The following is a 12,938-nucleotide window of genomic DNA, read 5'->3' as shown; positions in this document are numbered from 1 at the left end:
GCCCGACGTCGTCGATTCTGGTCCGCGCCGGGTGCCGTTGGCCAAGACCGGTTGGGCACCGTCCAGATACCCTGCGGGTATGACGATCGATCTACGGCTCATGCGCTACGTGGTGACCGTGGCCGACGAGGGCGGGTTCCAACGGGCCGCCGACCGGCTGCACATGGCCCAGCCGCCGCTGAGCCGGCAGATCGCCGCGCTGGAACGGGAGTTGGGCGCCCGGCTCTTCGAACGACGCCCCACCCGCCTCACCGAGCCCGGCAAGGTCTTCGTGGAGGGAGCCCGCGCCCTCCTCGCCGAAGCCGACGCCCTGGTGGAGCGGACCGTGAGCGTCGCGCACGGCACGGCCGGCACACTGCGGCTCGGCTACGTCACCAGCGCCGCCTACTGGGCCGTGCCCACCCTCCTGTCCGCCATGGGAGCCCGCCATCCCGGCATCCGTGTCGAGACCCGCGAGATGTGGTCGGCCGACCTCGCTGCCGCACTCGAACGGGACGAGATCGACGCCGCGCTCTCCCGCAGCCTCCCGCACCGGCCGGACCTGGCCCGTCTGACGCTCGTACGGGAGGGCCTCGTCGTGGTCGTCGCGGCCGGCCACCGCCTCGCCGGCCGGACCGAACTGTCGCTGCGCGAACTGCGCGGCGACACACTGCGGGCCATCAGACGCGACATCGCACCCGCCTTCCACGACGCGGTCCTCGCCGCGCTCCGCGGCGCCGGCGAGGCCTTCCCCGTCGAGGAGGAGCCGGTGCCGGGCTTTCGGCACCTGGTCCTGGACCACCGCACCTTCGCCGTCGTGCCGCAGGCCCTGACCCGCCACCTGCCGGCCGGCACGGCCGCCCTGCGGATAGGCGACGACCTGCCCGGCTTCGACCTCGAACTCGTCTGGCGGGCGGACACCTCCGTGCCGCCCGTACCCCTGCTGGTACGGGCGGCACGGGCGCTGGCAGCCCAGTGACCCGCCCCACGGCTTCCGGGCGGCCCCTGTCCTGAGGTGCCGTCACCGGACGGGATCACCGGGTGGCGCCGACCCCTGCCGCAGGTGTGTCGGCCCCCAGCGAGGGCAGATAGCGCGGCGCTCGCCAGGCGTCGAGTCGGTGCTCCACCGCGGCCCCCAGCGACAGGAGCTCGGCGTCCTTGCGGTCACCCGCCATCAGGAGCAGCCCCACGGGCAGCTCGTCGACGAACCCCGCGGGCACCGACAAGGACGGGTAACCGGCCACGGCCGCGGGGGTCGAGGACGGGATGACGTCGTTGTCGCCCCGCGCGCAGTTCGTCGTCCAGGCGGGCGGGTTGGTCGGCGAGGCGATGGCGTCCAGCCGATGGGCGGCGAGGGTCTCGTCCAAGGAGCGCCGGGCGAGGTCCGTCAACTCGGCGCGCCTGGCCCGATATTCCGGGTCGGTGGTGGACGGCGCGGCGAGAGCCCGCTCGAACAGCTCCTGACCGGCGAAACAGGTGCGCTCGGCCGGGTGGGTGCGGTGGAACTCGATCAGCTCGGCGAGGTTCCGCGGCCCGTCACGGGTGCCGAGGTAGGCGTCGATGTCCCGGTGGAACTCGCTCAGCAGCGCCGGGAATTCGAGTGCGGCGAGGCGCTGCTGGTACGGGGGTGTCACCTCGGCGACCTCGGCTCCCGCCTTGCGCAGCTTCTCCGCGGTACGGGTGATCAGCGCATCCACCTCCGCGCCGAGCGAGGGCAGTCGCCACAGGCCGATCCGTTTGCCGCGCAGGCCGGTGGAGCGCGTCAGCTCGTCGGGGAGGCCTCGTGGAGCGCCCGGGCGCGAGGGGCCCCTCCCGCTGAGCGCCGAGAGGGTGAGCGCGGTGTCGATCACGTTGCGCGCCATGGGCCCCGCGGTGTCCTGCTCGGCGGAGATCGGGACCACACCGGCCTGGCTGACGAGGCCGAGGCTGGGCTTGTGGCCGACCACCCCGTTCATCCCGGCCGGGCACACGATGGAGCCGTCCGTCTCGGTCCCGATCGCCACCTGCGCCAACGACGCGGCGAGCGCGGCGGCCGAACCGGAGGAGGACCCGCACGGGTTGCGGTCGAGGACATAGGGGTTGTGGGTCTGGCCACCCACCGCCGACCACCCCGACGTCGGCTTCTCCGCACGGAAGTTCGCCCACTCGGACAGATTGGTCTTGCCGAGGATCACCGCCCCGGCCTCCCGCAGCCGGGCCACCAGGGCGGCGTCGGCGTCCGGTGGGCTCCCGGCCAACGCCAGCGATCCGGCCGTCGTGGGCATGTCCCGGGTGTTCACGTTGTCCTTGAGCAGGACCGGTATGCCGTCGAGCGGGCCACGGGCGGCGCCGCCCCGGTGCCTGGCGTCGCTGGCGGCCGCCTGGCGCAGCGCCGTCGGGTCGGTGCGCAGCACCGCGTTGATCTCGGGGTCGACGGTCCTGATCCGCCGCAGATAGGCCGTGGTCAGCGCCGACGAGGTCAGCGAACCGTCCGCCATGCGCGCCTGCAGCTGGGGAATCGTCACGGTGTCGAGATCGACGCCCAGTTGCGGGGGCCGGCCGCCTGGTGGCGGGGTGCCGGCGCCGGATCCCGCGGCTTCCGCTCGCGGGCCCGGTGCGCCGGTGCACAGGGAGACCGCGACCAGGGCAGTGATCAGCGCGGCGGCGCTCCGCTTCCTCATGCTCCTCATGAGGTCAGCGGACTACAGGCCGGCGGCCCGGAACAAGAGCCTTTCGCGCCGCCGTCCCTCGCGCTCCCCGGACCCGCCCGGATCGTGTCCATGTCGAGGCGGTCGCTCGACTCCTGCGCGATGCACACGGCACCACGACCGCACCTCTCCGGCAGATGAACCCACGGTGAAAGCCGGGCTGGAACTTCCCGGCGATCGCATCGCTCGCCTCGCGGTGCGGTACTCCCGGACTTCGACACCACAGGCGAATAATTCTTCGAATGATCGACTCCCTGTTCGCGATTATTCCGTACGGGATGGATATCTCCGCTCACGGCACCGGGCAGACCGTAGAACAAACGTTGCTTCACGAACCCGTTGCCGCACTACAGCGAGGGTGCAAGGGCGCAAGGAGACGCTCAACTGTTGCGCACCGGAATTGCGCGCCCTCTGTGTACCACTCAATGCCATCGGTCCGTCATTGTGCTGTTGGGGTTGTCCTACTTATCGTTGTGCCGCGGATTTCACCGCTCGCAATTCCCGTCCGGGAGTTGCTCGAAATCCGTTGCACAGGCGCCTGTTGTGTACACCGTCCCCAGGAAAAAAGGAGTACGACCATGACTTACGAGCGCCCCACCCTCACCAAGGCCGGCAGCTTCCGCAAGGTCACCGGCATCAAGAACACCGGCCCGAAGGACGTCCTCGGCGGCAAGCAGCTCCTCTGACCGAGGCCACCCGCGACCGCTGAGCGGTCCGGGGCGCAGCGTGCACCGGACCGGCCACCGAGCCGGTCCGGTCATCGGGTGGCGGCAGCCGGCCGCCACCCGTTCTCTGTTCTGCCTCCCTGTTCCGAGCGTCACCGACCGAAGGCCGTAGCCCATGGACCAGTCCTTGTCGCTCCAGGTCGTACCCGCCTGGTTCATCGTCCTGCCCGACACCGACGCGGCCGGGGCCCTCGCTGTCAAGGCGCTCTCCTACGCGGACCGGAGCCTGACCCATGCATCGGGACGCCCCTGGCTGGTGGGCCGTTGGGCACCAAAAACGGTCGTGACGGGAACGTACGGGGGGACGCGGATCGCGGTGATCGGGGAGCATGCCGTCACCGCGCGGGATGCCGAGCGGGCCGCGGCGGCGATCGACGCCGGCCCGCCGACGACATGGGACCGCGCGGCCGACTGGGCCGGCAGTTTCCACCTTGTCGTCAGCGACGGGGACCGGGTATCGGTGCGGGCCGGCGCGGTCGACCTGCGCCGGGTGTTCCACACCCGGGCCGGTACGTCCGGCCGCGGACCGGTGAGCGTGGCCTCCGACCGGGCCGACGTCCTCGCCGAACTGGTCGGTGCCGAACTGGACGAGCGCCGCATCGCTCTGGAGATGCTCGGTGCACCGTACCCCCGCGCGGGGGACCCGCTGTGGCGCGGTCTGCACGCCGTACCGGCCGGGCACTGTCTGACGATCCACCACGACGCTCGGGTCCACACCAGGCGGTGGTGGTCACCGCCCGACCCCGTCGTCCCCCTCGCCGTCGGCGCCGGGCACCTGCGAGAGGCCCTCGACGAAGCGATCGAGGTGCGTGTCCGCGGGCGCGACCTGGTGACGTCGGACCTGGGCGGGCTGGACTCCACGGCCGTGTGCTGTACGGCGGCACGCTCGGGGACCAGGGTCGTCGCCTACACCGCCGGGATCCACGACGCGGCCGGCGACGACGTGTACTGGGCCAGGCGGACCGTCGAGGCGCTGAACGGCATCGAACACCACATCATCCCGGCCCAGGGCGTGGCCATGACCTTCGACGGGATCGACGCCCTGGAGGACGTCCTGGACACGCCCAGCATCCTCACCGTCGACCGCAACCGCCGTATGGGCATCGTGGAACTGGCGGCCGCCCGCGGTTCCGACCTCCACCTCACCGGCCTGGGCGGCGACGAACTGCTGGCCGGTACGCCCGCCCGTCTGCATGCGCTGCTGCGCACCCATCCCCTCGTCGCCCTGCAGGCGGTACGGGGGTACGCCGCCAAATACCGATGGTCGCGGCGCGGCGTACTGCGCCAGCTCCTGGACCGGAGCCCCTACCGGACCTGGCTCCGGCGGGTGGCCCGCGATCTGACCGAACCGGCGGTACCCGAAGGCGAGCCGTTGCTCGGCTGGGCGGTCCCGCCCCGGATGCCGCCCTGGGCCACCCCGGACGCCGTCGGTACGGTACGCGAGCTGCTCCGTGCGGAGCTGTCCGACGTCCGGCCCCGGGGCCGGGGACACGGCGAACACCGCGAGCTGGTCGCGATGGACGGTATCTCCCAATGGACGCGGCACATCGGTCAGATGGCCGCCCCGCTGGGCATCGGGGTCAGCGCGCCCTACTACGACACCCGCGTCATCGAGGCGGCCCTCGCCGTCCGGCCACAGGAGCGGATCACTCCGTGGCGGTACAAGCCGCTCATCGTCGAGGCCATGCGCGGAGTCGTGCCGGAAGCCAGCCGCACTCGCGACACCAAGGCGAACGCCACGTACGAGGAGGAAGCAGGACTGCGCGAGCACCGCAGGGGCCTGCTGGCGCTGTGCGAGGACTCCCGGCTCGCCCGGCTCGGTCTGGTCGACGAGCGGATCCTTCGTGAATGGTGCAGTCGCGCTCTGGCCGCGGAGACGGAGAGCTATCGGCTGCACCCGACCATCGCCTGTGAAGTCTGGCTGCGTTCCCGGGAGTTGACACCACCGGCCACCAGCCGGGCAGCGCCGCGGCACGGCCGGGAACCCGCCCCCGCCAGCCCGTCGGGCCTGCCCACCGTCAACCGCGAGACCTGAGAGTGGTGAGTTCCGTGTTTACCTTGAAGCCCGGTGTCCTGCTGACCGAGACCGAGTACGGTGTGGCGCTGCTCGACCAGGAGAGTGCCGAGTACTGGACGCTCAATCCGACGGCCGCCATCGTTCTGCAGACCCTCACGGACGGCTACGGCCCCGAGCGTGCGGTGGAGATCCTGACCGCGCGCTACGAGAACGTCGACGTCGACCTGGCCATGGAGGACGTCGGCCGCATCGTCGACGAGCTGCGCTCGGCGGGACTCGTCACGTCCTGAGCGCCGCCGGCCCGGCACCTGCCGGTGCAGTAGCCGTTCGGCCGGCCCCACCGCTCTGCCCGTCGGGTCCCTCCGTGTCATCGGAGCCGTCCGGCGACTTCGTCCGTCCAGGCCCGGCCGCCCCGGGCCTGTCCGCCCAGACCGGAGAGCCACGCATGTCGACGCCGGAAGTGGTCCCGTACCGCCCGCGCTCCGTTCCACCGGCCCGCCGTTTCCTGACCCGGGTGGTGGTGTGCTGTGCCCATCTGCTCGCCACCCAGCCGCCCGGCCGTATCCGCGCCGTCCTGCTCCGGCTGCGCCGCGGCGCGAGGCCCGCGACCCTCGCCGAGGCGAGCGCGGCGCGGGAGACGGTGCTCGCCGTGAGTCTCGCCGCAGGAGGCCACAAAGGGTGCCTGACCAGGTCTCTGGCCACGGTCCTGCTGTGCCGTTGGGACGGCCGGTGGCCCGTGTGGTGCGTGGGCGTGCGCAGCCGCCCGCCGTTCGCGGCGCACGCCTGGGTGGAGGCCGAGGGAGTCCTGGTCGGCGAGGGTGCCTCGGCCGACTACTTCCAGCGCTTCTTCACCGTGGAGTGAGCCGATGAGCGCGGCACCCTCCGTCGAGACCCCCCGCACCGGCCCCGGCGGCCACTCCCGGACGGGTGGGGACCCGGTCGGCGCCAGGTCGGGGCACCGGGCTCTCGCAGCCCATCTGCACCGGCAGCGCGGGCGTATGGCCGTGGGCGTCGGACTGGGGCTGGCGGGCAGCGTCATGGGGCTCGCCCAGCCGCTGGCGGCCAAGCGGGTGATGGACGGTATGAGCCGTGGGCAGCCCGAGGCCTGGCCGGTCGTCGTGCTCAGTCTGCTGGTGGTGGCCGGGGCGCTCCTGGTCGGGCTGGGGCACTACGTACTGCAGTGGTCGTCCGAGTCCATGGTGTACACCGCTCGGCGCCGGCTGACCGAGCGGCTTCTGCGGCTGCGGGTGCCGGTGGTGGAGCGCACCGAACCGGGTGATCTGATCGCCCGCGTGACCTCCGATACGGCGCTGCTGCGCCAGGCCGTGCCCCAGGCGGTGTCCGCGGCGGTCACCGGCACCCTGGTCACCGCGGCGACGGTCGTCATGATGGGGCTGCTCGACGCCGTGCTGCTGTGCGTCACCCTCGCGGTGGTCGCCGTCGTCGGTGTCATCGTCGCGGTCGTGGCCCCGCGGATCGGCCGTGCCACCCGGCGCACACAGGAGTCGGTGGGACAGATCGGAGCGGCACTGGAGCGGGTCTTCGGAGCGTTCCGTACGGTCAAGGCGTCGGGCGCCGAGCGCAGGGAAGCCGCGGCGCTGCACCGGACGGCAGAGGAAGCCCGCCGGACCGGGGTCCGGGCCGCGGCCTGGGAAGCGGTGTCGGCGACGGCGTCGGCGGTCGTCGTCCAGGTCAGTTTCCTCGTCGTCCTCGGGGTGGGGGGCGCCCGCGTCACGTCCGGGGCCATCAGCGTCTCCACGCTCGTCGCCTTCCTCCTCTACCTCTTCGCGCTGGCTCCTCGCATCGGCCAACTGGCCGAGGGGGTCGGCCAGTTCCAGGTCTGTTCGGCAGCTGCCGTCCGTATCGAACACATCGAGAGGCTGGAGGTCGAGCAGCTGGAGGCGGAGCCCGTACGGGAGCGGGAAGCGACGCACGCAGAGGCGGCTTCCGAATGCGGCGGGCCGCCCGTCGGCGTGGCGTTCCATCAGGTGTGCTTCGCCTACCGCCCGGGACTGCCCCGCGTCCACCACGAGGTCACGTTCTCCGTCCCCCCGCGCGGACTGACCGCCTTCGTCGGCCCGTCCGGCGCCGGCAAGACCACGGTCTTCTCCCTGATCGAGCGCTTCTACGAGCCCGCGGCCGGTCGCGTGCTCCTGGACGGCGAGGACGTACGCCGGTGGCCTCTGACCCGGCTTCGCGCATCGATCGGCTACGTCGAGCAGGACGTCCCCGTCCTCGCCGGCACCCTGCGCGACAACCTGACCCTCGGCACCGTCGAGCCCGGCGACGAGGAACTCGCCCGTGTCCTGCGGATGGCCCGCCTGGATACGCTGACGGACCGTCTGCCGCACGGCCTGGACACCGACGTCGGCCATCGGGGCAGCCGGCTCTCCGGTGGCGAGCGACAGCGGGTCGCGATCGCCCGCGCCTTGTTGCGTCGGCCGAGGCTGCTGCTGCTGGACGAGGCCACCTCCCAGCTCGACGCGGCCAACGAGGCGGCGTTGCGCGACACGATCACCGAGACCGCCCTCGATACCACGGTGTTGGTGGTCGCCCACCGGCTCTCCACCGTGACCAGCGCGGACCGGATCGTGGTGATGGAGGCGGGTCGGGTACGGGCGGTCGGCACCCATGCCCAGCTCATGGAATGCGACGCCCTTTACGGTGAACTGGCGCGGACTCAGCTGCTCGGCCGGTAGCCGCAGTGCGGGGCAGCCGTGCTGCCCGGGCGGACGGGCCCTAGCCCTCCGTGCACCAGGCGCCGCACTCGTCCTGGGTGCCGGGGAAGAGTTCGACGCGCAGGTCGTCGCCTTCGTGGAGGACGTAGGTGGGGCCGGTCCGGTGGTTCCAGCCGAGGGGGAGGAGGTAGTAGCGGCCGTTGCGTTCGACGAGGCGGCGCAGGCCGGTGTAGCGATAGCGGTAGTGGACCTTGGCGCCCAGGTCCGCCACCTCCACGCCGGGCCCGGCCAGGCTGAGCCGGTCGCTGCTCAGGAGGACGACGGCGGGCCGGCGCACGAGGTTGGCGGCGGCCTGCCGGGCCTCCCGCTCACCCAGCCCGGCGGTGCCCAGGCTGAGCCCCCACATCATCAGCAGACCGGCCGTGAAGGCCGGTACCGCCCGACTCCACACTCTGGGCAGCACGGGGTGGGAGGGCACCGCGGCGCTCTCGTCGGTGTCGGGTGGTACCGCGGTGCCCCTGTCTCCGGCCCGGCTACGGGCCCATGGGCTCTGGCCGAGGAGTACGCCGACTCCCAGCACGATGAGCGCCGTCCATCTGAAGCCCCCGAGCCAGGACCAGAGGAGCAGGAGCACCAGGCCGGCTCCGACGATGGAGAGGTGAGCCCGGGCGACGGCTCGCAAGGCGCGCTGCACTGCGCGGACCAGGCGTTCCTGGTGCGTCTGCTGCGTCTGGTCGGTGTCCGACTGCGCGGCGAGGGCGAGGGCCGGGGTCGTCGCCAAGTGACGGAGTATCAGGACGGCGAGGAGGCAGCCGCCCGCCAGTGGAGCGGTGACGACATTGAGGCTCTGGATCGCCATCTCCGCGAATCCGAAGCCGAGGTTGAAGGAGTCCACCCGAAAGTAGCTGTAGTAGGCCGTCATATAGACCGCGCCCAGGAAGTACATGACGGCCACGAGGAAGGAGGCCTGGGCGATGAGGCCGCCGAGGAGGGAGGTCGCCGTACGTTCCTCGCCGGCCGGGGTGGAAGGGCCGGCGGGTGGCGGGGAGGGCGGGGGCGCCGGGTCACCGCTCATGTGTCGGACTGCGAGGGGCAGGTCCCGCTCGGCGAGGGGGTGTTCTCCGGGGAGGCCGAGCCCGTCGCCTCGGACGGGGGTGGCGAGCCCGTCGCCTCCGACGGGGAGGGCGAGCCCCCGGAGGGCGGACACGTCTCGCCGCCCGTTTGGCCTTCGCTGGCTTCGTTCCCGCCTCCTCCGACCCCGCCGCCCACGTCTCCGCCCCCGTCGGCGCCACCGGTCGGATCCACACCGCCGCCCACCGGGGGCCTGCCATGTCCCTTGGGTGGCGGCTTGACCGGCGGCACCGGGTCTCCGCCGTAACTCGGGCCGCCGTCACCGGTGTTGTCCTGGTCGGAGTCTCCCTTGGTGGGCGCGCTCCCCTGCGCGCCGCCCCCGGACTGATCTCCGCCTGACGCGCCTCCCGCCGCCCCGCCCGCCGTCGGGGAGGAGCCGACGGAGGCCGTGGGCCGTACGGAATCGGACTCCCCGGGAGCCGCGGTGGCGCAACCGGCCATGGCGATGAGCGCTCCGGCGGCGACGAGGATGCGTAAGAGATGTCTGTGCGCGAATGCCTCTCGGCGTTTCATGTGTGGTCGGCTCCCTCTCTCCTGCAGGGTGCGTAGAGAACAACGCCCGCCGACCGGTCCCGGTTCCCGCGGCGTCGGCGTGCCGACGGGTGGACGGTCGGCGGATCGACCGCTTCCCTTCACACAAAACATGTATTTCTCACGATCTCTTCGTGACACTCATGACTGGTTCACGCCTCCGCGGCTGTGACAGCGTCGTGGTGTCACCGGCCGAGGGAGTGGGATGAACAAGGGATACGCGGTCTTCTGCGACGCGGACCGCCAGTTCTACGACGCTCCGCACCGGCTGCCCCAAGACGCCCAGGGCCGCAGCGGCCAGTACCCGGTGCTGAACCGGGAGTTGCCGGCCGGCTGGCAGCGGCACCGCTCTGGTGACTGGCTGGCCTTCCGGCCGCTCGACCGTGAACTTCCCTCTCAGGGCTGGAAGATCCATGTGTCGGCCTGCCTCGACAACGCCGAGCGGGTGCTCACGAAGGTCTGGGAGTACTGCGTACCCCGCTCGGTGGCCTTCAAGTGCATGCCGAGCCGGTATCTGCTGCACATCCGCAACGCCAAGTACACCGACCGGGGCGCGAGCGGCAAGTTCATCACGGTCTATCCGGCCGACGAGGAGCAGTGCCGGATCATCGCCGAGGAGCTGGATGCGCTGCTGGCCGGTGAGCCCGGTCCGTACATCCTCAGTGATCTGCGCTGGGGCGCCGGCCCGGTGTACGTGCGCTACGGCAGCTTCACCGAGCGGCACTGCTACGACGACAAGGGCGAGCTGTGCCCTGCCGTGGAGGACGACCGGGGGCAGCTCGTTCCCGACCGCCGGGAGCCCGCGTTCCGGGTTCCGGAGTGGGTGCCGCTTCCGGAGTTCCTCAAGCCGCATCTGGCGGCGCGCTCCGCCACCACCGTCACCGACCTCCCGTACGCCATCGAGCGGGCGCTGCACTTCTCCAACGGCGGCGGCGTGTACGTCGGCCGGGACCTGCGGACCCAGCGGCGTGTGGTGCTGAAGGAGGGGCGACCGTACGCCGGACTGGCTGCGGACGAGGCGGACGCGGTGACCCGGCTGGCGCGGGAACGGGACGCCCTGCGGCGGCTGTCCGGGCTGGGGTGCGCCCCCGAGGTGCTGGACTGGTTCACGCTCGGCGAGCACACCTTCCTGGTGCTGGAGTACATCGAGGGGCGCCCGCTCAACAGCTTCTTCGCGCATCGGCATCCGCTGATCGAGTCCGATCCCGGTCCGGAGCGGCTGGCCGAGTACACCGCATGGGCACTGCGCGTGCACCGGCTGGTGGAGGAGGCCGTCGAGGCGATCCACGCCCGGGGCGTGGTCTTCAACGACCTCCATCTGTTCAACATCATGCTCTCCGAGGACGAATCCTCGGTCGTGCTACTGGACTTCGAGGCCGCCTCCATCGATGACCCGGGCAGCCGGCAGGTGATCGCCAACCCCGGATTCGTGGCCCCCGCCGACCGCCGTGGCCCCGACGTCGACCGCTATGCCCTGGCCTGTCTGCGGCTCGCCCTGTTCCTGCCGCTGACCAGCCTGTTCGCGGTGGACCGGGCCAAGAGCCGGCATCTGGCGCGAATCGCCGCCGAGCAGTTCCCGGTGCCGGTGGAGTTCCTCGACGCGGCGGTGGACGAGATTCTGCGGGGTGATCGAGGCGCCGCCGGCGCGGTCGGGAACGGCGCCGCGGGCGGCGGGAACGGGCACGACTACCTGCCGGTCTCGCTCGCGGACTGGCCCCGCAGCCGGGACTCCGCCGTCCGCGCCGTACTGGCCTCCGCCACCCCAGCGCGGGAGGACCGCATCTTTCCGGGCGACATCGGCCAGTTCGCCCTCACCGGCGGCGGGACCTGTTTCGCCTACGGCGCGGCCGGCGTGCTCTACGCCCTCGCCGCGACGGGCGCCGAGCGATGTCCGCAGGCGGAGGAGTGGTTGCTGCAGCGGACGAAGGCGCCCGCCTCGGGCAGTCCCGTCGGCTTCTACGACGGTCTTTCCGGCGTCGCCTGGGTCCTCGACCGGCTCGGGCACCACGCACGGGCCCTGGACCTGATGGATCTGGTCACGGCGCAGAGCTGGCAGGACATCGGACCCGACCTGCACGGTGGACTGGCCGGTGTGGGGCTGGCGTTGGACGCGCTCGCCGACACCGCCGGTGCCTCCGGAATGCGAGAACCGGCCCTGCGCTGCGCCGAGTTGGTCGCCGATCGGTTCGACCGGACGACCGCCGGGGAGGGGCCCGGACCCTCCCGCGCCGGGCTGCTGCACGGCGACAGCGGGGCGGCGCTGCTCTTCCTGCGGCTGTACGAACGCACCGGCGACGGCGCGCTGTTGGATCTGGCCGGGGACGCCCTGCGCCGTGACCTGGCGCGCTGCGTGCGGAGCGCGGCGGGGACCCTCCAGGTCAACGAGGGCTGGCGGACCATGCCCTACCTCGGCGCCGGAAGTGTGGGCATCGGGATGGTGCTCGACGACTACCTCTCCCATCGGCCCGATGACGGCTTCGCGGCGGCGCGGGGCGAGATAGTGCGGGCCGCGCAGGCCAAGTTCTACGCCCAGCCGGGGCTGTTCCGCGGTGCCGCCGGCATGGTGCTGTACCTGAGCCGGACCACCGCCCCGGGACCGGGCACCGGTGCCGCGGACCTGCGCCGCCAGATCGACTCCCTCTCCTGGGGCGCCGTCCCCTACCAAGGGCATCTGGCCTTCGCCGGTGAGCAGATGATGCGGCTCTCGATGGACCTGAGCACCGGCACGGCCGGATGTCTGCTCGCCCTGGGCAGCGCGCTGCACGACGAGCCCGTGCACCTGCCCTTCCTTCCGCCGCTCCGGCGGCCCTGAAGCCGGCCCCGTACCGGGGTCGAACAGAAAGTCATCCCCGTCCCCATATCGAAAGGAATCATCATGTCGCTTCTCGACCTGCAGACGATGGAGACCCCCAAGCCCGAGGCCACCGAGGAGCTGCACACCGGCAGCCGCGCGAGCCTGCTGCTCTGCGGCGACAGCAGCCTGAGCGTCACCACCTGTAACTGACTGCCGGTCGCCGCGGGGCCCCGGGTCCCGTAGCGACGAGGAGGGCGGGGTGGGGGGGGCGGGGGGCCGCGGGTATCGGGTCCGGGGGGGCCGGGCGCGGTGCTATGGGGGGGGGTGGCGGTTTGGGCGTTGAGGGGGGGGCGGGGCGGGGCAGCGTCGGCGTCGGCGTCGGGAGCCGCGTACGGC

The 12,938-nt window shown here is 72.1% G+C and carries 10 protein-coding genes; 8 read left to right on the top strand and 2 right to left on the bottom strand.

Annotated elements, in window-relative coordinates:
• The first annotated feature begins 79 nt into the window (after positions 1-79).
• Entirely contained in the window at positions 80-958 is an 879-nt protein-coding gene (locus ACFWZH_RS06135; protein WP_384426132.1) for a LysR family transcriptional regulator, read from the top strand.
• A 55-nt stretch (positions 959-1,013) separates the two neighbouring features.
• On the opposite strand, the gene ACFWZH_RS06130 is transcribed toward ACFWZH_RS06135, so the two are convergent.
• On the bottom strand, positions 1,014-2,639 hold the full coding sequence (locus ACFWZH_RS06130; protein ID WP_384426128.1) for an amidase family protein: 1,626 nt from the start codon (positions 2,637-2,639) through the stop codon (positions 1,014-1,016).
• A 605-nt stretch (positions 2,640-3,244) separates the two neighbouring features.
• Between ACFWZH_RS06130 and ACFWZH_RS06125 the strand changes: the two genes are divergently transcribed.
• From ACFWZH_RS06125 to ACFWZH_RS06105, 5 genes are all read left to right on the top strand, one after another.
• Positions 3,245-3,352, top strand: coding sequence for a keywimysin-related RiPP (locus ACFWZH_RS06125; protein ID WP_158688462.1), 108 nt, complete (start codon positions 3,245-3,247; stop codon positions 3,350-3,352).
• Between the two features lie 154 nt (positions 3,353-3,506).
• Positions 3,507-5,426, top strand: coding sequence for a lasso peptide isopeptide bond-forming cyclase (locus ACFWZH_RS06120; RefSeq protein ID WP_384426126.1), 1,920 nt, complete (start codon positions 3,507-3,509; stop codon positions 5,424-5,426).
• A 14-nt stretch (positions 5,427-5,440) separates the two neighbouring features.
• Positions 5,441-5,698 carry a lasso peptide biosynthesis PqqD family chaperone gene (locus ACFWZH_RS06115; protein WP_384426123.1) on the top strand — a complete coding sequence of 86 codons (258 nt, stop codon included), beginning with the start codon at positions 5,441-5,443 and terminating at the stop codon, positions 5,696-5,698.
• A 155-nt stretch (positions 5,699-5,853) separates the two neighbouring features.
• Complete coding sequence (locus ACFWZH_RS06110; protein WP_384426120.1) at positions 5,854-6,270, top strand: lasso peptide biosynthesis B2 protein; 417 nt, start codon at positions 5,854-5,856, stop codon at positions 6,268-6,270.
• A 4-nt stretch (positions 6,271-6,274) separates the two neighbouring features.
• Entirely contained in the window at positions 6,275-8,107 is a 1,833-nt protein-coding gene (locus tag ACFWZH_RS06105) for an ABC transporter ATP-binding protein (RefSeq protein ID WP_384426117.1), read from the top strand.
• Positions 8,108-8,147: 40 nt separating this feature from the next.
• On the opposite strand, the gene ACFWZH_RS06100 is transcribed toward ACFWZH_RS06105, so the two are convergent.
• Positions 8,148-9,161: a hypothetical protein gene (locus ACFWZH_RS06100; protein ID WP_384426114.1), complete on the bottom strand. Its 1,014-nt coding sequence runs from the start codon at positions 9,159-9,161 to the stop codon at positions 8,148-8,150.
• Positions 9,162-9,953: 792 nt separating this feature from the next.
• On the opposite strand from ACFWZH_RS06100, the gene lanKC reads away from it, so the two are divergent.
• On the top strand, positions 9,954-12,560 hold the full coding sequence (gene lanKC, locus ACFWZH_RS06095) for a class III lanthionine synthetase LanKC (protein ID WP_384426111.1): 2,607 nt from the start codon (positions 9,954-9,956) through the stop codon (positions 12,558-12,560).
• Between the two features lie 63 nt (positions 12,561-12,623).
• The gene (locus ACFWZH_RS06090) at positions 12,624-12,752 is read left to right on the top strand and encodes a SapB/AmfS family lanthipeptide (protein ID WP_136738041.1); all 129 of its coding nucleotides are present in this window, start codon (positions 12,624-12,626) and stop codon (positions 12,750-12,752) included.
• Positions 12,753-12,938: the final 186 nt, after the last annotated feature.

Origin of the sequence: Streptomyces sp. NPDC059008, assembly GCF_042749045.1 — a bacterium.
Lineage (GTDB): Bacteria > Actinomycetota > Actinomycetes > Streptomycetales > Streptomycetaceae > Streptomyces.
This window is presented reverse-complemented; position numbering and strand designations above follow the sequence as displayed.

What these genes read in the sequence shown, in the direction of transcription:
- ACFWZH_RS06110 (WP_384426120.1), top strand. Translation starts at nt 5,854, where the DNA reads ATGTCGACGCCGGAAGTGGTCCCGTACCGCCCGCGCTCCGTTCCACCG.
- ACFWZH_RS06105 (WP_384426117.1), top strand. Translation starts at nt 6,275, where the DNA reads ATGAGCGCGGCACCCTCCGTCGAGACCCCCCGCACCGGCCCCGGCGGC.
- ACFWZH_RS06090 (WP_136738041.1), top strand. Translation starts at nt 12,624, where the DNA reads ATGTCGCTTCTCGACCTGCAGACGATGGAGACCCCCAAGCCCGAGGCC.
- ACFWZH_RS06135 (WP_384426132.1), top strand. Translation starts at nt 80, where the DNA reads ATGACGATCGATCTACGGCTCATGCGCTACGTGGTGACCGTGGCCGAC.
- ACFWZH_RS06120 (WP_384426126.1), top strand. Translation starts at nt 3,507, where the DNA reads ATGGACCAGTCCTTGTCGCTCCAGGTCGTACCCGCCTGGTTCATCGTC.
- ACFWZH_RS06130 (WP_384426128.1), bottom strand. Translation starts at nt 2,639, where the DNA reads ATGAGGAAGCGGAGCGCCGCCGCGCTGATCACTGCCCTGGTCGCGGTC.
- lanKC (WP_384426111.1), top strand. Translation starts at nt 9,954, where the DNA reads ATGAACAAGGGATACGCGGTCTTCTGCGACGCGGACCGCCAGTTCTAC.
- ACFWZH_RS06125 (WP_158688462.1), top strand. Translation starts at nt 3,245, where the DNA reads ATGACTTACGAGCGCCCCACCCTCACCAAGGCCGGCAGCTTCCGCAAG.
- ACFWZH_RS06100 (WP_384426114.1), bottom strand. Translation starts at nt 9,161, where the DNA reads ATGAGCGGTGACCCGGCGCCCCCGCCCTCCCCGCCACCCGCCGGCCCT.